Source organism: Streptomyces sp. NBC_00203 (assembly GCF_045206325.1).
Classification (GTDB): Bacteria; Actinomycetota; Actinomycetes; order Streptomycetales; family Streptomycetaceae; genus Streptomyces; species Streptomyces lutosisoli.
This window is the reverse complement of the sequence record NZ_CP108126.1, coordinates 388,714-412,859: the sequence shown is the minus strand read 5'-3', so window position 1 is coordinate 412,859 and position 24,146 is coordinate 388,714. Positions and strand designations below refer to the sequence as shown.

The 24,146-nt window shown below is 69.8% G+C and carries 26 protein-coding genes; 9 read left to right on the top strand and 17 right to left on the bottom strand.

Annotated elements, in window-relative coordinates; all coding sequences use genetic code 11:
- Positions 1-108 precede the first annotated feature (108 nt).
- The 5 genes from OG975_RS02050 to OG975_RS02030 form a co-directional block, all read right to left on the bottom strand.
- Complete coding sequence (locus OG975_RS02050) at positions 109-618, bottom strand: flavin reductase family protein (RefSeq protein ID WP_406326922.1); 510 nt, start codon at positions 616-618, stop codon at positions 109-111.
- Positions 615-1,955 carry an NtaA/DmoA family FMN-dependent monooxygenase gene (locus OG975_RS02045; protein ID WP_406326921.1) on the bottom strand — a complete coding sequence of 447 codons (1,341 nt, stop codon included), beginning with the start codon at positions 1,953-1,955 and terminating at the stop codon, positions 615-617. The genes OG975_RS02050 and OG975_RS02045 overlap by 4 nt, the downstream gene beginning before the upstream one ends.
- A 294-nt stretch (positions 1,956-2,249) precedes the next feature.
- Entirely contained in the window at positions 2,250-2,987 is a 738-nt protein-coding gene (locus OG975_RS02040) for an NADPH-dependent F420 reductase (protein WP_406326920.1), read from the bottom strand.
- Between the two features lie 138 nt (positions 2,988-3,125).
- On the bottom strand, positions 3,126-3,719 hold the full coding sequence (locus OG975_RS02035; protein ID WP_406326919.1) for a TetR/AcrR family transcriptional regulator: 594 nt from the start codon (positions 3,717-3,719) through the stop codon (positions 3,126-3,128).
- Positions 3,720-4,049: 330 nt separating this feature from the next.
- Positions 4,050-4,241 carry a hypothetical protein gene (locus tag OG975_RS02030; protein ID WP_406326918.1) on the bottom strand — a complete coding sequence of 64 codons (192 nt, stop codon included), beginning with the start codon at positions 4,239-4,241 and terminating at the stop codon, positions 4,050-4,052.
- Between OG975_RS02030 and OG975_RS02025 the strand changes: the two genes are divergently transcribed.
- On the top strand, positions 4,240-4,383 hold the full coding sequence (locus OG975_RS02025) for a hypothetical protein (RefSeq protein WP_406326917.1): 144 nt from the start codon (positions 4,240-4,242) through the stop codon (positions 4,381-4,383). The genes OG975_RS02030 and OG975_RS02025 overlap by 2 nt on opposite strands.
- A 145-nt stretch (positions 4,384-4,528) precedes the next feature.
- Here the strand turns inward: OG975_RS02025 and OG975_RS02020 are convergent, their stop codons facing one another.
- The gene (locus tag OG975_RS02020) at positions 4,529-5,488 is read right to left on the bottom strand and encodes an alpha/beta hydrolase family protein (RefSeq protein ID WP_406326916.1); all 960 of its coding nucleotides are present in this window, start codon (positions 5,486-5,488) and stop codon (positions 4,529-4,531) included.
- A gap of 169 nt (positions 5,489-5,657) precedes the next feature.
- Between OG975_RS02020 and OG975_RS02015 the strand changes: the two genes are divergently transcribed.
- Positions 5,658-6,245, top strand: coding sequence for a TetR/AcrR family transcriptional regulator (locus tag OG975_RS02015; protein WP_406326914.1), 588 nt, complete (start codon positions 5,658-5,660; stop codon positions 6,243-6,245).
- 81 nt (positions 6,246-6,326) lie between these two features.
- Here the strand turns inward: OG975_RS02015 and OG975_RS02010 are convergent, their stop codons facing one another.
- From OG975_RS02010 to OG975_RS01980, 7 genes are all read right to left on the bottom strand, one after another.
- On the bottom strand, positions 6,327-7,118 hold the full coding sequence (locus OG975_RS02010) for an MBL fold metallo-hydrolase (protein WP_406326913.1): 792 nt from the start codon (positions 7,116-7,118) through the stop codon (positions 6,327-6,329).
- 60 nt (positions 7,119-7,178) lie between these two features.
- On the bottom strand, positions 7,179-7,976 hold the full coding sequence (locus OG975_RS02005) for an alpha/beta hydrolase (RefSeq protein ID WP_406326911.1): 798 nt from the start codon (positions 7,974-7,976) through the stop codon (positions 7,179-7,181).
- A 19-nt stretch (positions 7,977-7,995) separates the two neighbouring features.
- Positions 7,996-8,820 (bottom strand): alpha/beta fold hydrolase, encoded by an 825-nt coding sequence (locus tag OG975_RS02000; RefSeq protein ID WP_406326909.1) that lies wholly within the window; start codon positions 8,818-8,820, stop codon positions 7,996-7,998.
- A 19-nt stretch (positions 8,821-8,839) separates the two neighbouring features.
- Positions 8,840-9,664, bottom strand: coding sequence for an alpha/beta fold hydrolase (locus OG975_RS01995; RefSeq protein WP_406326908.1), 825 nt, complete (start codon positions 9,662-9,664; stop codon positions 8,840-8,842).
- A gap of 96 nt (positions 9,665-9,760) precedes the next feature.
- Positions 9,761-12,505 (bottom strand): AAA family ATPase, encoded by a 2,745-nt coding sequence (locus OG975_RS01990; RefSeq protein ID WP_406326907.1) that lies wholly within the window; start codon positions 12,503-12,505, stop codon positions 9,761-9,763.
- A 227-nt stretch (positions 12,506-12,732) separates the two neighbouring features.
- Positions 12,733-13,392 carry a hypothetical protein gene (locus OG975_RS01985; protein ID WP_406326905.1) on the bottom strand — a complete coding sequence of 220 codons (660 nt, stop codon included), beginning with the start codon at positions 13,390-13,392 and terminating at the stop codon, positions 12,733-12,735.
- Positions 13,393-13,467: 75 nt separating this feature from the next.
- A protein-coding gene (locus tag OG975_RS01980; RefSeq protein WP_406326904.1) for an IS5 family transposase occupies positions 13,468-14,342 on the bottom strand; the annotation gives its coding sequence in 2 pieces (ribosomal slippage) (positions 13,468-13,995 and positions 13,998-14,342; 873 coding nt in all).
- Between the two features lie 141 nt (positions 14,343-14,483).
- Between OG975_RS01980 and OG975_RS01975 the strand changes: the two genes are divergently transcribed.
- The 4 genes from OG975_RS01975 to OG975_RS01960 all read left to right on the top strand — a co-directional run bounded on the left by OG975_RS01975 (position 14,484) and on the right by OG975_RS01960 (position 17,629).
- Positions 14,484-15,221, top strand: coding sequence for a VOC family protein (locus OG975_RS01975; RefSeq protein WP_406326902.1), 738 nt, complete (start codon positions 14,484-14,486; stop codon positions 15,219-15,221).
- A 192-nt stretch (positions 15,222-15,413) separates the two neighbouring features.
- On the top strand, positions 15,414-15,848 hold the full coding sequence (locus tag OG975_RS01970; protein ID WP_406326901.1) for a VOC family protein: 435 nt from the start codon (positions 15,414-15,416) through the stop codon (positions 15,846-15,848).
- Positions 15,849-16,155: 307 nt separating this feature from the next.
- A complete protein-coding gene (locus OG975_RS01965; protein WP_406326899.1) occupies positions 16,156-16,620 on the top strand; it encodes a hypothetical protein in 465 nt (154 codons plus the stop codon).
- Positions 16,621-17,026: 406 nt separating this feature from the next.
- On the top strand, positions 17,027-17,629 hold the full coding sequence (locus tag OG975_RS01960) for a sugar O-acetyltransferase (RefSeq protein ID WP_406326898.1): 603 nt from the start codon (positions 17,027-17,029) through the stop codon (positions 17,627-17,629).
- 351 nt (positions 17,630-17,980) lie between these two features.
- On the opposite strand, the gene OG975_RS01955 is transcribed toward OG975_RS01960, so the two are convergent.
- From OG975_RS01955 to OG975_RS01945, 3 genes are all read right to left on the bottom strand, one after another.
- Positions 17,981-19,081 (bottom strand): hypothetical protein, encoded by a 1,101-nt coding sequence (locus OG975_RS01955; protein ID WP_406326897.1) that lies wholly within the window; start codon positions 19,079-19,081, stop codon positions 17,981-17,983.
- Positions 19,082-19,845: 764 nt separating this feature from the next.
- Positions 19,846-20,196: a VOC family protein gene (locus tag OG975_RS01950; protein ID WP_406326896.1), complete on the bottom strand. Its 351-nt coding sequence runs from the start codon at positions 20,194-20,196 to the stop codon at positions 19,846-19,848.
- 69 nt (positions 20,197-20,265) lie between these two features.
- Positions 20,266-21,258, bottom strand: coding sequence for a zinc-binding dehydrogenase (locus OG975_RS01945; protein ID WP_406326894.1), 993 nt, complete (start codon positions 21,256-21,258; stop codon positions 20,266-20,268).
- Between the two features lie 235 nt (positions 21,259-21,493).
- Here OG975_RS01945 and OG975_RS01940 point away from each other — a divergent pair, with 235 nt between their 5' ends.
- Genes OG975_RS01940 through OG975_RS01930 form a run of 3 tightly spaced genes read left to right on the top strand, consistent with a single transcriptional unit; the run spans position 21,494 to position 22,719 of the window.
- Positions 21,494-21,799, top strand: a complete 306-nt coding sequence (locus OG975_RS01940) for a TetR family transcriptional regulator (RefSeq protein ID WP_406326892.1) — start codon at positions 21,494-21,496, stop codon at positions 21,797-21,799.
- 1 nt (position 21,800) lies between these two features.
- Positions 21,801-22,001 carry a helix-turn-helix domain-containing protein gene (locus tag OG975_RS01935; RefSeq protein ID WP_406336115.1) on the top strand — a complete coding sequence of 67 codons (201 nt, stop codon included), beginning with the start codon at positions 21,801-21,803 and terminating at the stop codon, positions 21,999-22,001.
- Positions 22,002-22,059: 58 nt separating this feature from the next.
- Positions 22,060-22,719, top strand: coding sequence for a TetR/AcrR family transcriptional regulator C-terminal domain-containing protein (locus OG975_RS01930; RefSeq protein WP_406326890.1), 660 nt, complete (start codon positions 22,060-22,062; stop codon positions 22,717-22,719).
- Between the two features lie 344 nt (positions 22,720-23,063).
- Here OG975_RS01930 and OG975_RS01925 read toward each other — a convergent pair whose 3' ends face one another.
- Positions 23,064-24,077, bottom strand: coding sequence for a zinc-binding dehydrogenase (locus OG975_RS01925; protein WP_406326889.1), 1,014 nt, complete (start codon positions 24,075-24,077; stop codon positions 23,064-23,066).
- Between the last annotated feature and the right edge of the window lie 69 nt (positions 24,078-24,146).

Here is a 24,146-nt window from a genome sequence, read left to right as displayed (position 1 = left end):
GCTGGCGGCCCAGTTGGGGGCCGCCGGAAAGCGGAATTGCCTTGTGCGCACGACGCGAGAGGGGATGCCCAGGAGGCGCGGCGTGGGCTGTGGGGATGACCGCGCCGGTCAGGCGGCCAGTGGCGTGTGCGTGCCGAAGGAACGCTGGTGGTAGGTGAGCGGCTTGGGGCCCTCCCCGCCGGATTCCGCGGCGCGGACGTGGGCGAGTAGGACGGTGTGGTCGCCGGCGGTGACGTACTCGTCTACCTCGGCGGCGATCCATGCCGCCGAGCCGGGCAGCCGGGGCAGGTTCTCGCTGGGCGACCAGATGACGTCGTCGAACGTGTCCCGGCCCGGCCGGGCGAAGGTGGCGGCGAGTCCGGCCTGGTGGATGCCGAGGATGTTGAGGCCGAAGCGTCCGGTGCGGCGGATGATCGCCAGGAGTTGGGAGCGGTTGTCCAGGGACACCAGCACCATCGGGGGCGTCAGGGACAGCGAGGCGAAGGCGCTGACCGTGGTGCCGTGCGGGCGTGGGCCGTCGTCCATCGCGGTGACCACAGCGACGGGGGAGGCGACAGTGGCCATGGCGTCGCGGAACGCCTGCAAGGTGACGGTGCCGGGGAGGTGGGTGGTGGTCATGACCGGGCCGTTTCTGTGACGCGGGGGTCGAGTCCGTACTGGTCGCGGGCTCCGACGTGGTCGCGGAGGGTGGGTCCCTCATAGTCGTGGTGGAAGAGGCCGCGTTCCTGCAGGATCGGGACGACCTGGTCGACGAACGCGTCGACGCCGTCGTGGTAGACGTCGATCGCGAGGGAGAAGCCGTCGCAGGCTCCGGCCTCGAACCATTTCTGCATGTGGTCGGCCACGTCGGTGGCGGTGCCGGCGACGACCGGGTGGTAGTCGATGACGCCGTGCGCCAGGACGTCTCGTAGAGTCCAGCCCTCCCGCGCCACTTCCAGGGCGCGGGCGGAGCGTGCGTCGTGCGGACTGGGCGCGGCATCGGCCAACTGGCGTGCGGTCAGCGGCTCGTCGAGCTGCTGGTGGCTGAGCGGCAGACCGATCATCGCGCCCAGGTAGCGCACGCGCTGGCGCAGGTCGACGGACTCGTCCAGGAAGCGGCGCCGCTCCAGGGCGGCCTGGCGGGAGGGTGCGATGGTCGGCATGAAGCCGGCGAACATCTTCACCTCGTCCGGGTCGCGCCCGGCCCGCTTGGCGGCGTCCCGCAGGGCGCCCCGCTGGGTGATGGCGTCGTCGATCGTCATCGGGTTGGCGTAGACGCCGCTGGCGTACCGGCCCGCCAGCTCCAGGCCGTAACCGCCGCCGCCCGCCTGGAAGATAACCGGCTGGCCCTGCTCGGAGGGCGGGATGGGCAGCGGACCGCGGGAGGTGACGTGGCGGCCCTGGAGGTTGACCGGCTGGATCTTGCCCATGTCGGCGAACCGCTTGCCCTCGACGTCGCGGACCCAGGCGTCCTTCTCCCAGCTGCCCCACAGGGCCTGCACGATCTGGACGACCTCGTGGGCGCGCTCGTACTTCTCCGCGCGGGGCGGGATCGGGGAGCCGAAGTTCGCCGCTGCCGCAGGGTCGGAGGTGGTGACCGCGTTCCAGCCGGCCCGGCCGTGGCTGATCACGTCGAGGGCCTTGAACTGGCGGGCGAGGGTGTAGGGCTCGTTGAAGGTGGTGGAGGCGGTGGCGACCAGGCCGATCCGCTCGGTCTCGCGGGCTATCGCGGTGAGGACGAGGAGCGGGTCGATGGGGTGGTGCGGGTGCTCGGTCTCCAGGTCCACGTCCAGGACCGGCGTGTCGGCGATGAACAGCAGCTGGATCCTGCCGCGCTCGGCGGCCTGTGCGTAGCGCACGAACTGGTCCATGTCCGTGTAGCTGGACAGGTTCGCCCCGGGCAGCCGCCATGCCCCGGGCTCGGCTCCGTAGCCGCTGGTGAACTGCATGGCCAGGAGCATCTGTGAGCGGGTCATGGGGGCGCCTCCAAGCGGGCAAGAGAAAACGGAGATTGCCTCCGATTACCTTTGGATAATACGGAGACTGCCTCCGTATTGCAAAGGGGGCGGTATGCGATGGCCGGGAGTGCGGAGTGTGGTCGATGGTTTTGGGCGCTTCCGGGTCCGCCGCGCCTGTGTGACTGACGAGCAGCCGTGCGCCGCAACCGCGCGAGGCCGCGGCACCGGGGCATGCGCAGACGTTGGGCGCGTCCCGTCGTGTCTCCGGTGCCGCGGCCCCGCGCGAGCGCCGTCCTGTGCAGGGTTGGGGTGTCAGCGGTGCGCGGCGCGGTTCATCTCGACGACGTCGTCCAGGGTGGGGTTGTCGGGGAGGGCGGCGAAGCGCTCGAGCATGCTGTCGCGGACGGCGGCGTCCTTGACGCGGTCGGCCGCGGCCAGGGCAGCGGGGAGCTCATCGAGGGTCAGCTCGGTGCAGTAGGCGGGGCCCATCGGCTGCTGGCGCCACGAGTCGGCCAGGGCACCGGCGTCGTACGGGTCGAAGCCGGTGCCGTCGACCAGGCTCATCGCCACCTTCTTCGCCTCCGCGGAGTCGCCGGCCACCGGGATGGCGATACGGCCCGGAGTGCCCGCCGGAAGACCCCGGGTGCGCTGGGTCTCGGCCAGGGCGGCGTTCCACGCCTTGACCACGGGCCGGCCAAGGAGCTCGGAGGTGTACACGCTCTCCACCTGGCCGCCGCCCTCCACTGCCTCGATCCGCCCGCTGAGGTGCGGGTAGTAGTTCGAGGTGTCGATGACCACGGTCTCGGCGGGGACGGTGGCGAACAGCTCCGCCAGCTGCCCCTGTACCCCGAACGGGATCGCCAGGATGATCGCGCCCCGGCCCTGGACCGACGCATCCAGGGCCACCGCGCGGGCGCCGGCCTCCAGCACCTCGGCCGTGACGGCCTCGGGCCCCCGGGCGTCCGCCACCTGGACGTCGTGACCGGCCAGGCTCAGCTTGCGGGCCAGGTTTCCGCCGATGGCTCCAGCGCCGATAACGGTTATTTTCATGATTTGTCCCTACGAAGGTTGTGCCACCCCTGAGGGTGGCGCGATGTGATGACGGGGTGGTGGGATCGCCGGGCCATTGCCGGATCCCGCGGGGCGCCGGGGCTTTCCGGCGGCCGGCCCTGAGCGAGGTGCCGACCGCTAGGTGCGGTCGTCCGGCTCGCGGTATCCGTTGGCGATGAGCGCCCGCAGTCGGTCGACCGATTCCTCGGTGGCGCCGGTCCCCTTGACCCAGGCGACCGAGCAGGCGGCGAGGAACAGGTCGTAGCCCGTGGTCGACGGGCGTACGTACCCTGTGCGCCGTGCGGCTCGCACGTACGCATCGGTCGTGGCGATGAGCTCGTCACAGGGGACGGTGAGCGGATTGTCAGGGTCCTGCGCCCGGGTCGCCGCCATGAGGGGTTCCGGCAGTCCGCTGTAGGCGCTGAGGTAGTCCTCCATCGCCCGCAGCCACTGCGTCAGCGCCGTGCCGGCGTCGTCGATGCCGGCGATGCCCTCGCGGCGGGCCTCCAGTTCCGCGGTGCGGGACTGGAGTACGACCGCCAGCAGGGCCTCACGGGTGGGGAAGTGCCGGTAAAGCGTTCCCGGCCCGACGCCCGCGTCCTTGGCGACCGCCTCCAGCGACGTGCCGACCCCGTCCCGCAGGAAGTGGCGCTGGGCGGCATCCAGGAGGGCCGCGCGATTACGCAGGACGTCGGCGCGGATCTTGCGCCCCTGTTGCTCCCTGGCGTTCATACGCCCTCCCGCACTCTTCCGCTAAGGTGACCCAATCGAAAACGGAGGTTAGCTCCGAATCGCCTCCACGGTAAACCGGAGGCACCCTCCGGTCAAATCGGGCGCCGCTGACCCGCTGGTGAGCGCGGCATGAGGCAGGTTGGCCGGAAGCACCCGGCCAGACGCAGAGCGGAGCCCTCCGGCGGACCGGACCGCACGGCCGGAGCCGGTGCGTGAGCGTGCGCAACCACCGGCCGCGCGTGCGGGGCGCCCATGGCGGCGAAGCGCCTCAAGGGGGGCAGTCATGCGCTGCACCTCATCGCGGTGGGCACTGCTCGCGCCGCGCCCGCCTCAGTCCTCGTACAGGGCGATGAGGCGGCCCGCGACTCCGCCCTTGCGCAGCCGGTCCAGTCCCTCCGGGATGCCCTCCGGCGTGATCCGGTTGATCGGCGGGTTGAGCTGTCCGCCGCGCATGAGTTCGTAGAGCTCGGTGAGGTCCTGCTTCGTACCCGACAGTGAGCGGAGGACCCGCAGCTGCTTCATGACGATCGTGAAGGAGGCACTCGACGAGCCGGGCCTGGACCCGGGACGGGAACTGTCGGCACTGCGCCAGCGGATCCTCAACGGCGACCCGACCCTCACCACCGGGACGACGGGAACGCCGGAACTGTTCGCGGGGCGATGACCGACCTGTCGTCCCTGGCCCGTCGCCGCGTCAACGTCCTCTGATTCCTGCTTCGCGACGGACGGCGCTACCAGCTCACCCCACCTACCGCCCCCGCAGCTTGACGACGACGACGCCGGCGACGACGGCGGTGGTGTCCCTTCGCCTACTTGGATTCGATTCGTCCAGGCGGGTTGGGGCCGGTTGTCAGCGCGTCACGCGCTGACTGCCAGGCGGAGTCCCCGGGATAGAGCTCGGTGCGGAGGTAGGCCCAGGTGAGCCGCGCGACCGCGGCGACTCGCTCGGGGCTCTCGTCCGTGGTCTCGGCGACGTCGTATCCGGAGATCCCGCCAAGCCCGTGCTCCGCGTCGAACAGGGTGAGCAGGGACTTGGGGCCGGGGGAGAGGATGTACGGATCAATGTGCCAGTCCGGGCCCCGGACCGTCAGGTGGGCAGAGTCGTCCTTGTAGCCGGCGACCACGAGCGCGGGTGTGATCATCTTGGAGAAGTCCGTGGTCAGGAAGAACGAGTAGTTCTCGACCGTGAACTCGGTGAGGGCGTCGCCGCCTCGGCCGGGTGCGGCCAGCAGCACGCCCGCATTGATCCGCGGCTCGGCCAGGTTCACCTCCGTTCCGTCGTGCGGATCGGTGAGCCGGGCGCCCAGGAGCAGGCTCGCGGTGTGCCCGCCCATCGAGTGCCCGGCTACGGCGACCTTGCTTCGGTCGAGGCGCCCGGCGAGCTGGGGGACGGCTGCCTCGATCACGTCGAGCTGGTCGAGGATGCGCTTCATGTCCTCGGCCCGTGAGCGCCAGTGCGGAAGCGCTCCGGGGGTGTCGGGATCCAGGCTCAGTGTCCTGGAGTCCAGATGGGTGGGCTGGATGACGACGAAGCCATGTGCCGCCCAGAAGTTGGCGAGGGGGGCGTAGCCATTCAGCGAGGAGAGGTTGTTCGAGAAGCCGAGACCGTGCGAGAGGAGGATGACCGGCAGCTCGCTCCCTGTCACCGGGGCGGAGACGCGTACCTGAAGGTCCACAGCCCGGCCGGGAGCCGGCAGCACGACCGGACTGACCGAGAGGACCGGAGTGGGCGGGCTGAAGGTGTCGGCCGTGTAAGTCGATTCACTCATGACGCGCATTTCCCTTCGAAGGCCTCTGCGGCCCGGCTCATGCGGCCGGGCAGCGGGCGAGACGGGGCCAGGAACGCCCGGCTTCAGCTACCCTGAAATCGGAGCGTCGTTCCGTTTACGATACGGAGCGCTGTTCCGTTTCGTCAACCGTCCTCGGAAGGAGAGCGTGGTGCCCGCTGCAAGCCCGTCCAGAGGGGCGTCCGCCCGGAGCAAGCGGGCCGACGCGGTGCGCAACCAGCAGACGCTGCTCGAAGCCGCCGCCGAGGTGTTCGTCAGCTCCGGCGTCGACGCGCCCATCCGGGAGATCGCGGCCAGAGCCGGCGTCGGGATGGGCACGATCTACCGCCACTTCCCGACGCGCGCGGATCTCGTCGTCGCCGTCTACCGCCACCAGGTCGAAGCCTGCGCCGAAGCAGGCCCGAACCTGCTGGCCGGTGCCGAGTCCCCGCTCTCGGCACTCCGCCAGTGGGTCGACCTCTTCGTCGACTTCCTGGTCACCAAGCACGGCCTCGCCAACGCACTGCAATCGGACAGCAGCGGCTTCGACGCACTCCACGCCTACTTCCTCGACCGCCTGGTGCCCGTCTGCACACAACTCCTCGACGCCGCCGCCGACGCGGGCGAAATCGATCCCGGCACGCACGCCTACGAACTGATGCGCGGCATCGGAAACCTCTGCATCGGACACGACAGTGACCCCCGCTATGACCCCCGCCGATTGATCGAACTGCTCCTGCGCGGGCTGCAGCGACCGTAGCGAGCTACCCCAACGCCAAGATCGTCCCCACAACGCCCTCCTCGCTCCCTGGCCTTGGAGCATCGGCACCGGCCGGCGCCGTCACACGCCGAGGTCAACCCCCGTTCCGACGGGCAGCCAGCGGAAGCGGTCCTGGATGTCGACGGGGGCCGACGCCAGGTGCCGTTCGACGGCGTCGCGGTTCTCGCGGAAGTGGTGCCAGCCCTCGTAGTGGATGGGGAGGGCGGTTCGCGGGGTGAGGAGACGGCACAGCTCTACAGCCTGACGGGCTGTCATCGAATAGCGGATCGGTCCCGTCAGCGGGAAGCGCACGCCGCCCATGTGCAACAGGGCGGTGCCCACGTTCAGGCGACGTGCAAGGTGTCGTACGCCGTCGTAGAGGACGGTGTCTCCGGAGATCCACAGCACGCCGTGCCGCTGCCCCGGCCAGTGCAGCGCGAAGCCGGTGACCTCCCCGGTGAACGGCCGGGACAGCGGCGGGCCGTGGCGGGCGGGTGTCGCGGTGACGTCGATCGTCGTGCGTCCTGGGGCCTGAAGGCGTGCGGTCGTCCAGGGCGCCAGGCCAACGGCGTTGCCGCCGAGCCGTCGTGCTCCGGACGTCGTGGTGAGTACGGCGTCCGCGGCCAGCAGCAGGGCGCGCCCGGCCATGTCGAGGTTGTCGCCGTGGTGGTCGTGGCTGAGCAGCACGGCGTCGACCGGCGGCAGGTCCGCGACGGCGAGGGCGGGGCCGGACGTCTTACGAGAGGAGGTGCCCCAGCCGAACCGGTAGCGGCGGCCCGGCGGATCGAACGTCGGGTCGGTCAGCAGCCGCCAGCCGCCGACCTCGATCAGTGTGGTCGGGCCGCCGATGTGGGTGACGCGGACGTCGGTCATGCGGTGATCCCTTCCGGTGGCCCGGGGCGGCGGGTGTGACCGCCCCGGGCGTGCTGGTGGCTATCGGGCGTGCGACAGGGCCCACGACAGCGCGTAGTCCGCGACCTCTTCCCAGCCTGGCGAGGCCGGCATCAGGTGCGGCTGCCCCGGATACTTCTTGATCTCGGTGACGGTGTTCGACTTGTAGTGCTGGGCGTTGGACTGCTGGACCTTGGGCGGCATGAGGTGGTCCAGTTCGCCGGAGAGGAACAGCAGCGGTGCACGGTCGTCGTTGTGGTAGTTCACCCAGATGTCCTGGTGGCCGGGCTGGAGGTTGGCCAGCACGCTGTTCCACAGGATGCGGCCCGAGGCGGGGATCGCGTAACGCTCGTAGAGCGCCCGGGACTCCTCTTCGGTGAAGGTGTTGGTGAAGGCGTAGTGCCACTGCTCATGGGTGAGGCCGACCGCCTTGTGGTGGTTGGCGGGGTTCTTGAGCACGGGGAAGGTCGACTTCACCTGGCTCAGCGGGACCGTCTTCACGCCTTCGGTGGGTGCGGAGTTGATGGCCACTCCGGCCGCCCCGAAGCCGTGGTCGAGCAGGACCTGGGTGAACGCCCCGCCCGCGGAGTGGCCGATCAGGACGGGCGGCTTGTCGAGCCCGCGGATCACGTTCGCCAGACTCTCGACGATCTGCGGGGCCGTCAGCTTCTCGATCGGGGTCGGGTCGGCGTTCAGCGACTCGACCTCCACCTCGAAGCCGGGGTAGGCGGGCGCGAGCACGCGGTAGCCCTGCTTCTCGTAGCGGTCGATCCAGTGCTCCCAGCTGCGAGGAGTGACCCAGAAGCCGTGGATCAGGACGATGGTGTCCGGTGCGCTCATCGATGTTCCTTCCAGGGGGTCAACGGGTGGCGCGGTGGGCGGCCAGGATCTGGCGGACGACGATGTCGGGGTGCGACATCATCACGACGTGGGAGGAGCCCTTCACCTCGACGGTCGTGCTCCCGGCGCGCCCCGCCATGAAGCGCTGCACCGCGGCCGGGATGACGTTGTCGGCGGTGGGGATCACGTACCAGGACGGCAGGCTCTTCCAGGCCGGTACGCCGCTGCCGGACGCCAACCCGCCTACGCTGCCGGGGCGCTGGGTGGCCGCCATGAGCTGTGTCACGGAGGTCGGCAGGTCCTGGGCGAAGACCTCGTGGAACTTCTCCGGGTCGATGTAGCCGTCAGTGCCGGTGGTGCCGTCGGGCAGCGGGAACGGGCGGGTCACCAGCGCGTCCGGGAGCCTGCTGCCGGGGAACATGCCGGCCAGTTGCAGTGCGCTCTCGCCCTCGTCGGGTGCGAAGGCCCCGACGTACACCAGTGCCTTGACGTTGGAGTGACCGCGTCCGGCGTTGGTGATGACCTCGCCGCCGTAGGAGTGCCCGACCAGGATGACGGGGCCGGGGATGGTGTCGACGACGCTGGAGACGTACGCCGAGTCGCCCGCCAGATCGCGCAGCGGGTTCGCGGGGGCGATGACCGGGAAGCCGGCCTTCAGCAGCCGGGCGATGACGTCGTTCCAGCCGGAGGAGTCGGCGAACACGCCGTGCACGAGCACGACGGTCGGTCTCGTACCGCCGCCCGAGCGGGCGGAGGCCGAGGCGGGGGCGGCGCCGAGCGTGACCGCTCCCGCCGCGAGCAGGCCGCCGAGAACGCGACGGCGGGGCTGACCTTCGGGAATCATGCGATGGTTCCTTCCGGAGTCAGGAATTGAGGAAGTCCAGCAGGTCGGTGCCGAGCTCGTCCTTGTGCGTGTCCGTGATGCCGTGCGGCGCGCCCGGGTAGACCTTCAGCGTCGCGTTCTTGATGCGGGCCGCCGACGCCCTGCCGCCCACTTCGAAGGGCACGACCTGATCGTCGTCGCCGTGGATGACCAGCGTGGGTACGTCGAAGGCGTCCAGATCGGCGCGGAAGTCGGTGGCCGAGAAGGCCGCGACGCACTCGTAGGCGCTTCGGTGTCCGGCCTGCAGGCTCTGGCGCCAGAACGCGTCCCGGATGCCCTGGGAGACGTCGGCGCCGGGTCGGTTGTTGCCGAAGAACGGGCCGTCGGCCAGGTCGTGGTACAGCTGCGAGCGGTCGGCGAGCGACCCGGCGCGGATCGCGTCGAATTCCTCGATCGGCATGCCACCGGGATTGTCGTCGGTCTTGAGCATGAAGGGCGGTACGGCGGAGACCAGCACGAGCTGCGCGATGCGGGCGGTGCCGTGCCGCCCGACGTAGCGGGCGACTTCGCCGCCGCCCGTGGAGAAGCCGACGAGCGTCGCGTCGCGCAGGTCGAGCGTGTCGATGAGGGTGGCGAGGTCGTCGGCGTAGGTGTTCATCTCGTTGCCGTGCCAGGTCTGGGTGGACCGGCCGTGCCCACGGCGGTCGTGGGCGATGGCACGGAAGCCGTTCGAGGCGAGGAACAGCTGCTGTGCCTCCCAGCTGTCCGAGTTCAGCGGCCAGCCGTGACTGAGCACGATCGGCCGGCCCGTGCCCCAGTCCTTGTAGTAGATCTGCGCCCCGTCGCTCGCGGTGACGTATGGCATGGAATGCTCCCGTCTGCAGGATCTGCCCGGTCGCCCAAGCGTCGGCCAGGGCGGACGGTGCTCGAATCCCGTGGAGCGCGTAGTCGTGACCCGGAGTCAGTCGTCCCACGCCTGGTGGAGCTGGCGCCGGGACGTCACGTCGAGCTTCCGGAAGATCTTCCGAAGGTGGTAGTCGACGGTGCTGGCGCTGATGTACAGCTGGGCGGCGATCTCGGCGTTGGTCGCGCCGCCCTTGGCGAGGCGCGCGATCTGGAGTTCCTGCGGGGTCAGTGCGCTCGTCGTCCCGGCCGTTCCGCGCTGGGGCTGCGCCCCGGTGGCGGCAAGTTCCTGGGCGGCGCGCGCCGCGTATCCCGAGGCCCGCATGGCGTCGAACATCGCGACGGCCGTACGCAGTTGCTCGCGGGCGTCCTTGCGGCGCTTACGGCGGCGCAGCCACTCGCCGTACAGCAGGTGGGCGACGGCGAGATCGGAGCGGGCTCCGGTGCCTGACAACAGGGTGATCGACTCGCGGTACAGCGGCTCGGCGTCGCCGACGGCTGCGAGCAGGGCATTCGAGCGGGCCAGCAGGCCCAGGGCCCAGGGCGTGCCGGAGGCCGTCGCCCGGGAGGCCAGCGTCCCCAGTGCGGCCGTGGCCAGGACCCGGTCGCCGCAGCGTACCGCCGCCTCGACAAGGTGGGGGAGCAGCCGGGAATGCACCCCGAGCACATCGTGCTCGATCAGTTCATGCGCGATGGTGCGCGCCTCGGCGTAGTCGCCGCGGCTCAGAGCCAGCACCACCATGCCGATGCGGGCGATGGACTCGACCGCGCCGATGCCGAGCCAGGTGCCGGCCTCCATCGACCCGCGCAGAACGGCGTCCAGGTCGCCCTGCTCGCCGTGCCAGGCGAGCAGCTCGGGATGCCGGTAGACAGCCCACACGTCGTCGTTCGCGCCGATCGCCGCACGAATCTGATGCCCCTCGGCCAACAGGTCATCAGCAGCGGCCAGTTCGCCGAGATTGGTCTCGGACATCGTGGCGCAGTACAGCGCGGAGTCCAGCTGCCACAGGGCGCCGGTCCGCCGGGCGACGACAGCCGCCCGCCGGATGACAGCGGTGTGCGTCTGCTCGTCCCACAGGATCATCGACAGGGTGACGGCGGGCAGATAGGCACGTAGCACCTCCTCCTCCGGGGTGCCCGGGTCCAGCACCATGGCGCAGGCCCGACGCAGGTGGGGTACAGCGCGTTCGTAGCCGTCGGTGGCCAGGGCCGCGAAGCCGCGCAGCACGAGGTCGACGCCGGTCGCCTTAACCGTGCGCGGCACCAGCGTCTCCACGGCCCGGGCGATCTCGGTCGGCGTCGTGTCCCGAATGAGGTGCTCCGCGGTGATGGCGCGGTCGATCGCCCTGAGGAGCGCCTCACGAGCCAGGTCCGGAGCACCGTCGGAGAGGAACTGGGCGGCGCGCACGCACAGCGCCGGCGCCTGCGCGAACGAACCCGCGCCGCCCAGCGCGAGGCCCGTGGTCGCCCGGACCAACAGCGCCCGGCCCTGGCCGACATCGCCGAGCAGCCGCACATCGATCCCGTCCAGCAGCGACTCCGCCTGCAGCGGCGCCCCGGACCGCAGCGCCGCCTCGGCCGCCGCCAGCAGCCGCCCCGCTCGTACGTCGGCTTCGGGTGTCAGCTCCGCTGCCCGGGTCAGGAAGGTGGCGCGCGCGGCGTAGCCACCCCGCGCGCCCGCCCGGTCGGCCACGCGTTCCACCTCCGCGGCGACGGCGGTATCCGTCCCGATGGCGGCCGCGGCGAGATGCCAGGCCCGCCGGTCGGTGTCGGCCGGACGGTCGGTGACCTCCGCCAGCGCCTGGTGCGCCCGCCTCCGCTCGACGCTGGTAGCGCCGCTGTACACAGCCGACCGCACCAGCGGATGGCGGAACTGCGCGGCGGCGTGCAGCACCACCAGACGCGCGGTCTCGGCCGGACCGGAGGCCTCCGTGCCGATCCCGAGCCGACGTGCCGCGCTCGTGAGGTAACCGAGGTCGCCGCCCGGTTCTGCGGCGGCGAGGAGCAGCCAGGTCTGCGTCGGCTCCGGCAGCTCGCGAACCTGTTGGAGGTAGTGCGCCTCCAGCCTGCCGCCCACGGGCAGTGGTTCGGGCAGCGCGAGCCCTCCGGAGAGCTGGTCGGCGGACAGTTCCAGCCCGAGGTCGGCCAGTGCCAGCGGGTTCCCGGCAGTGGCGGCCACGATCCGCGCCGCAACACGGGTGTCCAGCTGTCCGGGGACAGTCTCCCGCAGCAGTTCCAGAGCGAACTCGTCCTGCAGACCGGCGACTTCGGTCGACGGAAGGCCAGGAGGCGCATCGAATCCGGTCCGCGCGGCGAACAAAAGGCCGACGCCCTCGGCGTGCACTCGCCGGCCTACGAACGCGAGCACGCCCAAGGACTCCTCGTCGAGCCACTGGGCGTCATCGACGCAGGCCAGCAAAGGCCGCTGCTTCGCGGCCTCCGCAAGCAGCGTGAGCGTCGCAAGACCCACCAGGAACTGATCGGCGGCCGGGCCGTCGGCCAGTCCACACGCCACCCGCAGCGCCGCGCGCTGCGTCTCGGGCAGCGCGCCGGGCTCCTTGAGACCGTCCAGGAACGGTACGAGCAGACGGTGCAGCGCCGCGAAAGGGAACCCGGACTCCGCTTCCACGCCCGCCACCCGCAGGACGCGCAGGTCGGCGGCCTCGCCGGCCGCATGCTCCAGCAACACAGTCTTGCCGATGCCGGCGTCACCGCGTAGGAGAACGACACCGCTCAATCCCTCGCGCAGCTCCGCGACGAACCGATCGAGCGCTTCACGTTCCCTGACCCGCCCCTTGAGCATGACACCGAACCCTTCAAAAAGGTCGGGTGGCAAGGTCAACGGCGACGCGGTTCCCCCACGTACATTGCGCCCGCACCCTCCGCTGGTGCTGCCCATCCTGCATATGCGCGCCCGGACTTGCGGGAAGCTTGCACAAGTCATTGGCCTCCCTCCGCTTCGCCGCGGTCGTGTGGCTCAGTACTTCATGTGGCGAGGCGGAGTGCACTAGGGTCTGTTGCGAAAGTGGATCATGAGTCGTGGTCGGCTCGGGCGGCTGTCTGGTCTGACCAGCCCCGCGACAGGGGGAGACGGCCGGATCGGAGCGTGTCGCGCTGTTCGGTCACCCATTGCTCAACCTGATCTACGGATTCCGCGACAGGCTGGTCCGTAGTGTCGAGCAGGTGGGTGCACCATCGCTGATCGTCGGCGGTCCACCCGGTCCAGCGGTGCCAGGCCATACGGGGCCAGCTGTCGTCGATGATGGCGTCGGGTCGGTATCGGGGATCCTCAGCGTGCTTGCGATGCCAGGCGGCCCAGCCGAGGAAGGCGTCAACCGCCGGAGCGTCCCACCGGTCCGAGTCGCGCTTGGTGAGCCTGCCGCGCCGGAGCTCGTCGGACACGTCGACCAGACAGACCGCGATGCCATCTAGCAACGGGGCGGAGGGGCTGGCCAGGACCTCTCCCAGCGGGGACTGCCCGGTCAGCAGGAGGTCGACTCCACGGGCCTGGTACTCCAGCGCACGCCGCACCCACATCTCGGTCATGCGGTTTCGCCACTGGCGATCGGCGCCTTCCGGTACGCCGAGCTCGTCGAAGTCGTGCACGGCGAGCCGCCCCAGCCGCTCGCTCACGGGGTAAGCGAGCGTGGTCTTGCCCGAACAGCTGGAACCGGTCAGTTTGAGCAGCATCTCACCAGGGTGGCAGGTCAGTGGTGGTGTCCTCGAAAGGTTTTCCCAGGAACTTTCTGCCCCCGCTCCGGCTTGTCACAGCCACTCGTTGATGGCAGCGACCTGTACGGTCGCTTCGTAGCGGACGGCCAGCTTGTCGTATCTCGTCGCCACCGCACGGTGCCTCTTCAGCCGATTGATCCCGCACTCCACCGCGTGTCGCTCGCGATAGTCGACCTTGTCGAACTTCGGCGGTCGGCCGCCTCGGGAGCCGAGCTTCTTGCGATTGCGGACCTGGTCAGCTTTCTCCGGGATCGTGCAGCCGATGCCACGTCTGCGCAGGTAAGCGCGGTTCGCTCGGGAGCCGTAAGCCTTATCGGCCCGCACCTTGTCCGGCCGGGTGCGCGGCCGGCCCCGACCCATCCGGGGCACCCGTATGGCCTCCAGTACCGGCTGGAACTGCGGGCTGTCATGCCGATGCCCGGCGGTGACGATGAGTGAGAGGGGCTTTTGACCCTGCTCGACCGCCAGGTGCAACTTGGTGGTCAATCCGCCGCGCGAACGCCCGAGGCCGTGGTCGTCGGGCTCGGTGTCGACCCCGCCGGGAGACTCCTTCTGCGCTGCCCCTTTTTACGCGCCCCGGCGGCGTGCTGGTGCGCCCGGGCGATGGTGGAGTCCACGCTGACGTCCCATGTGATGAGGCCCTTCGCGTCGGCTTCGGCCTGGAGCTGCTCGAAGATCCGCTTCCAGGTGCCGTTGCGCTGCCAACGACGGAACAGGTCGTAGGCCCGGTCCCACGGCCCGTACCGGTCCGGAACGTCCCGCCACGGCGCACCGGTCCTGGTCCGCCAGCGTATGCCGTCAATCAACTGCCGACGCGTCCACGTCGGCGGCCGCCCCGGCTTCTTGCCCAGCGGCAGCAACGGCTCCAGCCGAGCCCACTGGCCATTCGTCAGATCTCCACGCCCCACGGCGCTTGATCATCCACGACCTTGATCCACTTTCGCAACAGACCCTAGTTGGCGAGCTGAGCATTGCGTTGGCGAGCGAGTTGATCTCCGTTCCGCGACGGTACCTGCGTCATCGCGGAGCGGGTGCCTAGGATCGGCGGCATGACCCTGCGACCGGTCCTGGTGAACATAAAGGCTCTCGATGACTCGGCGGTCGGCCGGTTCTGGGCGGAGGCGCTCGGCTGGCGTGTCACCAGCGCGGAACCCGGCGCGACCGCCGCTCAACCCGTCGGCTTCGATTGGCAGGACCCGGTCGGCGTCTGCGTCGACGTCATTGCCGTCCCGGAACCCAAGACGACAACGAAGAACCGTGTGCACCTCGATCTCGCCACCACCTCTGCGGCCCATCAGGCGGAGTTGGTCGCGCGCCTCCAGGCTCTCGGTGCGACGCCCGCCGACGTGGGCCAGGGCGATGTGCCGTGGACGGTCCTCGCCGACCCGGAGGGCAACGAGTTCTGCGTGCTGGAGCCTCGTGAGATCTACCGGGACATCGGGCCGATCGGCCGGGTGGTGGTCGACTGCGCGGATCCGCGGGCCATGGCCGGGTTCTGGGACGAGGCGATGGACTGGGCCCTGCTCGAGGTGACCGACGATCATGTGGTGTGGCGCTCCGCCAAGGGCGTCGGCCCGTATCTCGAGTTCCGCCGCACTGGCGTGAAGACCGTGCCGGACCGCGTCCATCTTGACCTGGTGCCGGATCCCGGTGACGACAAAGAGGCGGAGGTGGCCCGGCTGCGGGCCCTCGGCGCCACCGACCTCGACGTCGGCCAGGGCGACGTCCCGTGGACGTGTCTGGCCGACCCGGAGGGCCACGAGTTCTGCGTCCTCGCCCGGTCCTGACGCGGAGCCTTGTCGACGCCCCGACACGTGAGCAGGAACTCTGCTCGGCGGCGGGAAATGGCTTCGCGGGGGCGGGTGACTGACTCCGGGATCGGCGAGCGGCTTGTCCGAGGGCGGTGCGAGGATGGCGGTGTGTTCCGGGGAGGCGACCGGGGCGAGGACGTGGGCAGGTTTCGAGCGGTCGGAGGCGGCATGGCCAAGGAATTCCAGGTGACTTACGACTGCGCCGACCCGGGCGCGCAGGCGACGTTCTGGGCTCAGGCGCTGGGCTATCGCGTCCAGCCACCGCCCGAGGGCTTCCCCGACTGGACGGCTGCGCTGACGGCGTGGGGCGTGCCGCCTGAGCAGCACAACGACCGGTCGGCCATCACGGATCCGGACGGCAAGGGGCCGCGGGTGTTCTTCCAGAAGGTCCCGGAGGGAAAGACGGCGAAGAACCGTTTGCACCTGGATGTGCGCGCAGCACCCGGCTTGACCGGGGACGAGCGGATGGCCACGCTGGAGGAGGAGGCCACCAGGCTGGAGGGCCTGGGAGCGAAGCGGCTGTACCGGCTCGAGCCCAATGGCATGGACGAGGGGATCATCGTGATGACCGACCCGGAGGGAAACGAATTCTGCCTGGATTGAGGGCAGGGCGCTGGCTTTAGGAAGGCTTCCGCTTACCGGCCGGCGGGCTTGATCAGTCGAACCGTGTCGCAGTGCGATTGCCCTCGCTCACCGGTTCGGTAACGCGGGCGCTTATCCGGACCGGGCCCGGTGTTACACCTCCGACATGACCGAGGCGGAATGGCAGGAAGTCCGCTCTGACCGAATCTGATCGAATCAGCGCAGGCCCGCCGGCACGCAGTCAACGCACCCCACCTGGTTGCCCGATCCGGGCAGGAGCCCATGTCGAGCGCGGCCGGCTGGTCGAGCGGCCGGAGAGAATCGCGGCATGACCAGCCCCCACCTCGACGAAGAGCCCGCCGAACATCGGCGCTTCACCCACTACCTGCAAGCCCTGGCCACCGTCGCCGAGACGGACGAGGCCGACCTGGTGGCTGTCGTCCTGCACGACCAGGACGCGACGATGGCGGACAGCGCGGTGGGCCGCCATCTCGACCGCCGGGCCGCCGACCTCCTGACCGGCCCACAGTTCACTGTCTGGGCCCAGACCATGGCAGAGGCGATCGCGGATCGCGACTTCCTCACCCGGCGCCTGCACGAGTGGACCCTGCTCAGAACCCTCGCCCTGGGCAACCCATGGACCGCCGAAGAGCTCACCGCAGCATCCGACTGGTTCCAACGGATGGCCTCCACCACGCAGTTCGTGGCCTCATCCGAGGCCCTCGGACTGCTGGCCGAACGTGGACGGTCCCGCCGCGTCCGAAACGCAGCGAGCCAGCGGCTACGGCACTGAGACCAGCCCAACTGAGTTGATCCACGTGTACGGCGCTGGAGTTCGGCCTCGATCCGGTCTTCGACATCGGCGAGGCGCGGCTGTACCTCGTGCCGATCCGGGCGCAGCGCGCTGTAGAGAGGCCGCTGAAAGGGGGAGCCGGGCGTGTTCGCACTCGGCGCCCAACCGCGGTTCACCGGCGCCGACGTCATGGGTCTGACCTGCGTGCCGACGACACCGCCCATGTGCCCCCGGTATGGGGTGTGGTGGGGGCGCGGTGTCGGAGACGATGCACATGTAGACGACAACCAGAGGTCGGAAAAGGGCTCATGGTGTCTTCGCGGTGCACGTAGGCTCTGGCTGCGCTCGATCGATGGGGGCGCGTCGCGCCTGGGTTTGAGGGGTTTGATGAGCGGAGGGGTCTGCTGTGCCGCAAGGTCATGAGGAAGAAGTCCTGGCCCGGATCGGTAAGGGGCTTGTCTATACCGAGTCGGAAGCAGCCTTCCAGGCACCTCGACGCCGCACCGAGCAGATCTTCGAGTACAACCACACACCACCGAGCGAAACGGAAAAGCGTCGATCGCTGCTCGTTGCGATCTTCGGATCAGTCGGAGAACGCACGGTGCTGCTGCCGCCGTTTCACGCCGGGTTCGGAAGCAACGTCTATATCGGTGACGACTTCTTCGGGAACGTGAACCTCACGTTCGTCGATGACGTGGACATCCGTATAGGCAACGGTGTCATGATCGCGCCCAGCGTGACACTGACCACGACGGGACACCCCGTGCACCCCTCGCGGCGCGTGGACTTCGGGAGGTTCTCGGAACCGATCGTGATCGAGGACAAGGTGTGGATCGGCAGCAACGTGGTCGTCCTGCCAGGCGTCCGTGTCGGATATGGATCGGTCATCGGCGCCGGGAGCGTCGTCAGCCGCAGTATTCCCCCCATGACCGTCGCGGTAGGAACCCCTTGCCGTGTGCTCCGCCCCATCACGGACGAAGACCTCACCACACGCTTTGCGGGGTGTTAGCCCCGGCCTGGACGCGGCGATATCGGCGGTGCCGGCACCGTGGCGCAAGCCGCGGGTAGTGCACGATCCGGGCAAGATCCTGCTGGGCAGCGTCTGCCGGACAGCACGTCGATACCGAGGGCCGTCAGGAAACCCAGGCCGGCACGCACTGTCCCACAGTCAGGCGAACTTCATCCGGCCGCGCACCGACAGCTACGTCGACACCCTCAACTCCCTTCACGACAGCATCCTGCACCTGTGCACGAACGCAGGCATCCTCGTCCGCGCCGACTCCGGCGACGAACGACCGGGGTCCTGAACACCCTGGGTGACCGCACCGCGTACGGGTAGCTCACACCGTGATCATGGTGATCACGAGTGTGCGATCGCCTTGTGGGTGAACGTGGGCGACGTCCCCGGGTTGGCCCAGGAGGCCGTCAGCTCGCTGGAGGGGAAGAACTGGAGGAAGCGGGGGTCGGCCTGGGAGCGGTCGACCAGCGTCTTCTCGAGGATCAGCGAGTTGTACTGCTCCGCGGTCGTCTCGATGGTGTTGGCGTTGAGCACCACCTCCTGGCCCCAGGTGCGGGCCCAGCGGGCGATGCCCGGCATGCGGGAGTGCTCGGGGGTCAGGCACTCGGCGGCGATGACGTTCTCGCTGCTCGCCCAGATGCCGGTGGAGGTGTTGAGGACGATGGTCTGGTTGCCGAGCACATGCCCCGGGGTCTCGATCACGGCGACGCCCGGTCCGAGGATCAGGGAACCGTCGACGGGGAGGAACGCCTCCGGCCGCACGTCCTGGTAGGTCTCCGGCTGGTACCAGGGCTGTTGCAGCGGGTGCAGCTGGGACATGGCCAGCAACTCGTGACGCTGCACGATGACCTTGGCGTTGGGGAAGGCGGGCTCCACGACGCCGCCGAGGTCGCGCTGCGGGCCGGTGGTGCCCACCCAGCGGCGCAGGTCCTGGGTGTGCAGGTGGTCGAAGAGCAGGTAGTCGACGTCCTCCGGCTTGATGCCGAGCCGGGCCAAGTGGCTCAGCACCGTGCCGTGTTCGGTGGTGAGCAGCGACTGCAACGGCTTGGGGGTGCGCCGGATCAGTGCGGCGAAGTACGGCGTGTTCTGGCCCAGTTCGTGATCGCTGGGCTCGAACAGCAGGACCCGCTTCCGTCCGTCGCTCTCCGTCCACCGCACGACCAGCATCCGGTTGGTGATCGACAGGAACGGTGCGATCGCCCGACTGGCCCGGAACAGGCCGAACTTGGTCGGGTACGGCAGTGTGATCAGGTCGCAGGTCGTGACGCTGTCCGGGGTGCCGGTCGCGGCGAACTCGGCGCGGAAGACCTTGGCCTGATCGCGGGCCCAGGTGAGTTTGGCGCCGTAGCCGCCGGGCACTTCGGTCAGGCCGTCGAAAGCGGTGACGCGGGTGCCCAGGGTGGGCATGTCGAGGACATCGGAGTCCTGCCAGGCGAGCTTCATGGATGCTCCAGGGATCTCGGTGCGGCTCAATGCGGCTCAGTGCGGCTCAGCGGGGCTCAGTACGGGGCCTTCTCGCCCTCGGTCGTCACACCGAAGGTGTTGAGGAAGTTGCAGACCAGCTGGTAGAAGCCGACCGTGAGGACCAGGTCGGAGAGCTGCCCGGCGGTGAGGAAGGCGAGCGCCTCGGCGCGGTCGGCCTCGGTCAGGGTGTGCTGCTCCAGCAGGCGGTCGGTCAGGGCGAGGATCGCCGTCTGCTCCGCCGACAGTTCCTCGGTCGAGCCGGTCCCGGCGGCGGCGATACCGGCGTCGTCCAGCCCGAGGAGCCGGCCGATGTTCTCGTGGTGGTGGATCTCGTACGGCGCCCGGTAGGCGTGTCCGACCCGGAGGATGGCGAGTTCGCGCAGAAGGCGGGAGGGCGCCCTGGAAGATCGCGTCGGCCATCTGCAGGAAGGCGGGGGCGAGCGCGGGCGAGTGGAACACCATGCGGTAGATGTTGACGGCGGACCGCTCGGCGGCGATCTTCTGGAGATCGGCGGGGAGTGCGGTCAGGTCGGGGTATTCCATGGACTTCTTCGTCCTTCCTTCGTACGGCGGTGTCAGCCGATCTTGTTGATGGGGTTGGTGCCGTCCCAGCTGGCGGCCATCTCCCGTAGCGCTGCGAAGAGTTCGCCCTTGGAGCTGTTGATGTCGGAGATCTCGATGACCGTGCCCGGGTGCGTCTCGGTGTCGAGGTAGGAGAAGCGGCCGCCCTGGATCGCGCCCTCCTAGGCGACCGTGTAACCGAGGGACAGGGCGCGGTCGTAGAGCTCCTGGTAGTCCTTCGACCAGTACGCGACGTGCTGCGCACCCTCGTGCCCCGCGTCCAGGAAGTCCTTGTAGATGGACGGCTCGTCGTTGAGCGGCTGGATCAACTCGATCTGTATGTCACCGGAGTTGGCGACCGCGGCGGCCATTTGCATGCCTGAGTCGGTGCCTCGGTACTTGAACCAGTCCAGCGACACGGGTTCCTGGTAGAACCAGGGGCCGACGCCCTGGGCGACCCAGAAGTCCATGGCGGCGTGCAGGTCGCGGACGACGTATCCGATCTGGGCGATCTGACCGAAGATGCGGCTCATGGTGCGGCTCTCTCTTCCTTCTGCGGGGGAGGGGAACGGCGGGGAGGGGATGGGCGGAGGCGGGCGGTGTCACGCCGCCGGCAGCTCCAGCACGATCTTTCCGACGGCTGTGTTGGAACGCATGTGGTCCGCCGCTGCCTTGGCGTCGTCGAAGGCGAAGACGCGGTCCACGACGGCTCGGACCCGGCCTTCCTCCACGGCGGGTACGACGTCGGAGGCGAGTGCTGCGCAGGCGTCGGCGAGTTCGTCGGGCGTGCGCACGCTGAAGGTCGTGCCGATGACGCGGAGGCGACGGAACGACAGGTGGTTGAGGTCGATGGTGGACTCGGCCCCGGCCAGCCGCCCGACATTGACGACGGTGCCGCCGACGCGCGTGGCCAGGAAGGTGTCGGCGAAGAGCTGCCCGCCCACGTGGTCCAGGGTGAGGTCAGCCCCGGCGCCGCCGGTGACGCCGGCCACGGCTTCGGCGAGGTTCTCGGACGCCGTGTTGACGACGACGTCCGCGCCGATGGACTTCAGGGCGTCCGCCTTGCCGTCGGAGGTGGTGGTCGCGATGACCTGGGACGCGCCGAGCGCCTTGGCCAGCTGTACGCCGATCAGGCCGACCGACGAGGTGGCGCCGACGACGAGGACGCTCTGCTTCAGGCCGAAGCCGCCCTGGGTGAGGGCGTCGTGCTCGGTCGCCAGCGCCACGGGCAGCGCCGCGGCGTCGGTCCACGACAGGGACTCCGGCACCGTGATCACATGCCGGTGGTCGACCAGGGCGTAGGGGGCGAAGGCGCCCAGGGTGACCCCCATGACCCGGTCGCCGACGGCACGGTGGCCCACGTCGGCGCCGACCGCGTCGACCTCGCCGGCGAATTCGAGGCCGGCCGTGAACAGGTCGCTCGTCTTCGCCCGGGGGTTGTACGTGCCCTGGAGCATGTACAGGTCCGCCCGGTTGACGGCGGCGGCCCGGACGCGGACACGGATCTGTCCCGGCCCCGGTGCCGGTACGTCGACGTCCCGGATGTCCCACTCGGGTCCGGCGCCGCCCATGAGCGCGCGCATGGTGCTGGTCATCAGTGGTTCTCCGTTGCGATGTGGAAAAGGCGTGGAGGGGAGTGCGCCTCGCGAGCCCGGAGAGATTTTCCGCGGGCGGGAGGGCGTGTGCTCGCCTGGTGATGCGCAGGTAACGAGCCCTCAATACTTACGGTGTATGTGCGCCGTTTCCTCAAGCTAGACTTACGCAATAAGTTGTGTCAAGGCTCCGGCGTGAATGCCTCGTGACCGGGGCGGGAGCGGGAAGGGCGGCCGGATGAAGGTCCGAGGCGGCGGCCGGGGCGGGCGGCTCGGCCTGACGCGGGACAAGGTCGTCGATGCCGCCCTGGCAGAGATCGACCGGGACGGCCCGGACTCCTTCTCCTTGCGGAAACTCGCGGGCGAGCCGGGCGTCGAAGCGATGTCGCTCTACGACCACGTACCGAACAAGGACGCCCTGCTGGACGGTGTCGCGGAGGCGCTGATCGCCGGTCTGGCGGCGCAGGTGGGGGTGCCGTACGACGGAGGGCCGGGGGGCCCGCGACGCACGGGCGCCGGAGGGCAGGAGGCGGCAGCGGCGTGATCTGCGCCGTGCCGAGCGGATCCTGGATGCGGCGGAGGAGCTCATCGCGGCCACCGGTGTCGAAGCCGTCGGCATGAACGCCGTCGCCCGGCATGCGGGCGTGTCACCGGGCACTCTTTACCGGTGCTTTCCGTGCGAGCGGGCCCTCATGGAGGGGCTGCTGCGGCGTTCCGCGGAAGAACTGACTCCTCGTAGGGCTTGAAACTTATGAGATAAGTTGATAGGTGGCGCAAGGAATACCGCTGACCGGAGGATGGGCGATGGCGCAGAGGATGACCCGACGTGGCCCGCTGACCAGGGAGGAGATCGTGCGTCAAGCCCTGGTGGTGGCCGAGACGGAGGGCATGGAGAAGCTGTCGCTCCACAAGATCGCGGCGGCGGTCGGGGTGCGGACCATGTCGCTGTACAACCACGTCGACGACAAGGCGGACGTGCTCGACGCCATGGCGGACGTGATCCTGAAAGGGATCCGGATCCCCGAGGCCGACGAGATGTCGTGGGAAGACGGAGTGCGGAGCCTGGCCAGGGCGTTCCGCTCCGCCGCCCTCAAGTACCCCCGCTCCGCGCCCCTGGTGCTGACCCGCCGTCTGAACGCGCCCGCCGCGATGCCGGTGGTGGAGATGGCGCTACGTCTCCTGAACCGCGCCGGTCTCGAAGGCGCCGCCGCCGTGCACGTGCTGCGAGCCGTCATCGCCTTCCTGATCGGAACGCTCTCGCGAGAGGTGGGGTTCGCGCCGACGTACGCCGGCGCCATCCCGGGCGTGATCGCCATGCGCGAGCAGGAACTGATCGACAGCGGGCTGCCCGCCGTGGCCGCCGCAGCCGCCGAACTGGCCGTCTGCGACCACGAGGCGGAGATGGAGTTCGGCCTGGAGCTCCTCCTCGACGCCGTCCGCCGCCGCGCCCAAGCATCTTCCTGACACCGACCGGGCCGGGCCGTCGTCACCGCGATCGAAGCGAAGGTGACATGCCCGGCCCGTCTGCTCCTCGGTCACCCCACCGGGGCCGTGGCACCACCCGCGGTCAGGGCGAGGATGCGGATCTCGTTGTCCTCCATCGCGGCGGCGGGGGCAGCGGAGTAAGGCGTTTGTGGCCCTTGCGGTCGTAGTGGGCGGTCATGGCCACGCCGATTGCGAGGGCCGGGCGGGTGTCCGCTCCGGAGCATGCCGTGCGTGGGGCTGCCGGAGCAGGATGAGGGAGAGGTACGGCGAGTCGTCCGGGCCTCGTCGTACCTCCCCTGTGGGAACACATCGGGGCGGCGTGCTCAGGGACGCAGTACCAGGCGGATCGGATCGCCCTTCTTGTGCTCCAGCCGCTCCACGACTTCGGCCGCCCGGTCGAGTGGCAGGACGTCCGAGACGGAGCGCGCGAAGTCCAGCCGGCCCGCCTCCACGAGACGGATGAGCTGGGGCACCGCGGCCTCGCCGGAGCCGTAGTGGCCCAGGACTCGCAGCTGGCGGACGCTGAACGCGGTGCTGTCCGTGATGGTCACCGGGGTGCCGCTCAGCCCGACCAGCACCAGTTTCCCACCCCGGCCGAGCACGGACAGCGCCTGCTCACGTACCGCGTCGACGCCAGCGAAGTCGAAGGCGACCTCAAGGCCCGCGCCGCCGGTGACCGCGAACACCTTCGCCGTGAAGTCGCCGTCGGCCGGGTCGAGGGCGAGGTCCGCCCCGAAGGCCAGGGCGCGTTCGCGGGCGGTGGGGGAGAGGTCCACGGCGACGATCGGACAGGCCCCCACGGCCCGCAGCAACTGCACGCCGTGCGCCCCAAGACCGCCGATGCCCCAGACGCCGACTGCCTGGACCGGGCGCACATCGGCCGTGAGGGTGATGGCTCCCCAGGGCGTGGAGACCGCGTCGGGGATGATCGCACCCTGCTCGAAGGGGATGGAGTCGGGCAGGGTGACGAAGGTGCCGACGCGGGCGAGGGTGTACTCGGCCCAGCCGCCGTCGTAGTCGACACCGCGGGTGAGGAGCTTGCCGTCGCGCTGCTCGCCCGCCTGGAGCACGACGCGGTCGCCGGGCTGCCAGTCGCCCACGTCCGGGCCGAGCCCGGCGATGGTGCCGGACACCTCGTGCCCCAGGACCAGTGGTTCGGCGCGCCCCTGCAGCGCACCTCCGAGCGCGCCGGAGATCAGGTGCACGTCGGACAGGCACACACCCGCCGCCTCCACCCTGACCAGGACCTCTCCCGGGCCGGGGACGGGCCGTGGGACCTCCTCGACCCGTAGCTCACGGCTCGGGAAGTGCAGTCGTACCGCGCGCATGGTCGCCATGTTGCCTTCTCCTTGCTGCTTACCGCTCGGCTGCTTGCCGCGCTGCTTACCGCTTGGCTGCTTGCCGCC

Coding starts and splice junctions, on each gene's coding strand:
- OG975_RS02050 (WP_406326922.1), bottom strand. CDS start 618: ATGACCACCACCCACCTCCCCGGCACCGTCACCTTGCAGGCGTTCCGC.
- OG975_RS02045 (WP_406326921.1), bottom strand. CDS start 1,955: ATGACCCGCTCACAGATGCTCCTGGCCATGCAGTTCACCAGCGGCTAC.
- OG975_RS02040 (WP_406326920.1), bottom strand. CDS start 2,987: ATGAAAATAACCGTTATCGGCGCTGGAGCCATCGGCGGAAACCTGGCC.
- OG975_RS02035 (WP_406326919.1), bottom strand. CDS start 3,719: ATGAACGCCAGGGAGCAACAGGGGCGCAAGATCCGCGCCGACGTCCTG.
- OG975_RS02025 (WP_406326917.1), top strand. CDS start 4,240: ATGACGATCGTGAAGGAGGCACTCGACGAGCCGGGCCTGGACCCGGGA.
- OG975_RS02030 (WP_406326918.1), bottom strand. CDS start 4,241: ATGAAGCAGCTGCGGGTCCTCCGCTCACTGTCGGGTACGAAGCAGGAC.
- OG975_RS02020 (WP_406326916.1), bottom strand. CDS start 5,488: ATGAGTGAATCGACTTACACGGCCGACACCTTCAGCCCGCCCACTCCG.
- OG975_RS02010 (WP_406326913.1), bottom strand. CDS start 7,118: ATGACCGACGTCCGCGTCACCCACATCGGCGGCCCGACCACACTGATC.
- OG975_RS02005 (WP_406326911.1), bottom strand. CDS start 7,976: ATGAGCGCACCGGACACCATCGTCCTGATCCACGGCTTCTGGGTCACT.
- OG975_RS02000 (WP_406326909.1), bottom strand. CDS start 8,820: ATGATTCCCGAAGGTCAGCCCCGCCGTCGCGTTCTCGGCGGCCTGCTC.
- OG975_RS01995 (WP_406326908.1), bottom strand. CDS start 9,664: ATGCCATACGTCACCGCGAGCGACGGGGCGCAGATCTACTACAAGGAC.
- OG975_RS01990 (WP_406326907.1), bottom strand. CDS start 12,505: ATGCTCAAGGGGCGGGTCAGGGAACGTGAAGCGCTCGATCGGTTCGTC.
- OG975_RS01985 (WP_406326905.1), bottom strand. CDS start 13,392: ATGCTGCTCAAACTGACCGGTTCCAGCTGTTCGGGCAAGACCACGCTC.
- OG975_RS01975 (WP_406326902.1), top strand. CDS start 14,484: ATGACCCTGCGACCGGTCCTGGTGAACATAAAGGCTCTCGATGACTCG.
- OG975_RS01970 (WP_406326901.1), top strand. CDS start 15,414: ATGGCCAAGGAATTCCAGGTGACTTACGACTGCGCCGACCCGGGCGCG.
- OG975_RS01965 (WP_406326899.1), top strand. CDS start 16,156: ATGACCAGCCCCCACCTCGACGAAGAGCCCGCCGAACATCGGCGCTTC.
- OG975_RS01955 (WP_406326897.1), bottom strand. CDS start 19,081: ATGAAGCTCGCCTGGCAGGACTCCGATGTCCTCGACATGCCCACCCTG.
- OG975_RS01950 (WP_406326896.1), bottom strand. CDS start 20,196: ATGAGCCGCATCTTCGGTCAGATCGCCCAGATCGGATACGTCGTCCGC.
- OG975_RS01945 (WP_406326894.1), bottom strand. CDS start 21,258: ATGACCAGCACCATGCGCGCGCTCATGGGCGGCGCCGGACCCGAGTGG.
- OG975_RS01940 (WP_406326892.1), top strand. CDS start 21,494: ATGAAGGTCCGAGGCGGCGGCCGGGGCGGGCGGCTCGGCCTGACGCGG.
- OG975_RS01930 (WP_406326890.1), top strand. CDS start 22,060: ATGGCGCAGAGGATGACCCGACGTGGCCCGCTGACCAGGGAGGAGATC.
- OG975_RS01925 (WP_406326889.1), bottom strand. CDS start 24,077: ATGGCGACCATGCGCGCGGTACGACTGCACTTCCCGAGCCGTGAGCTA.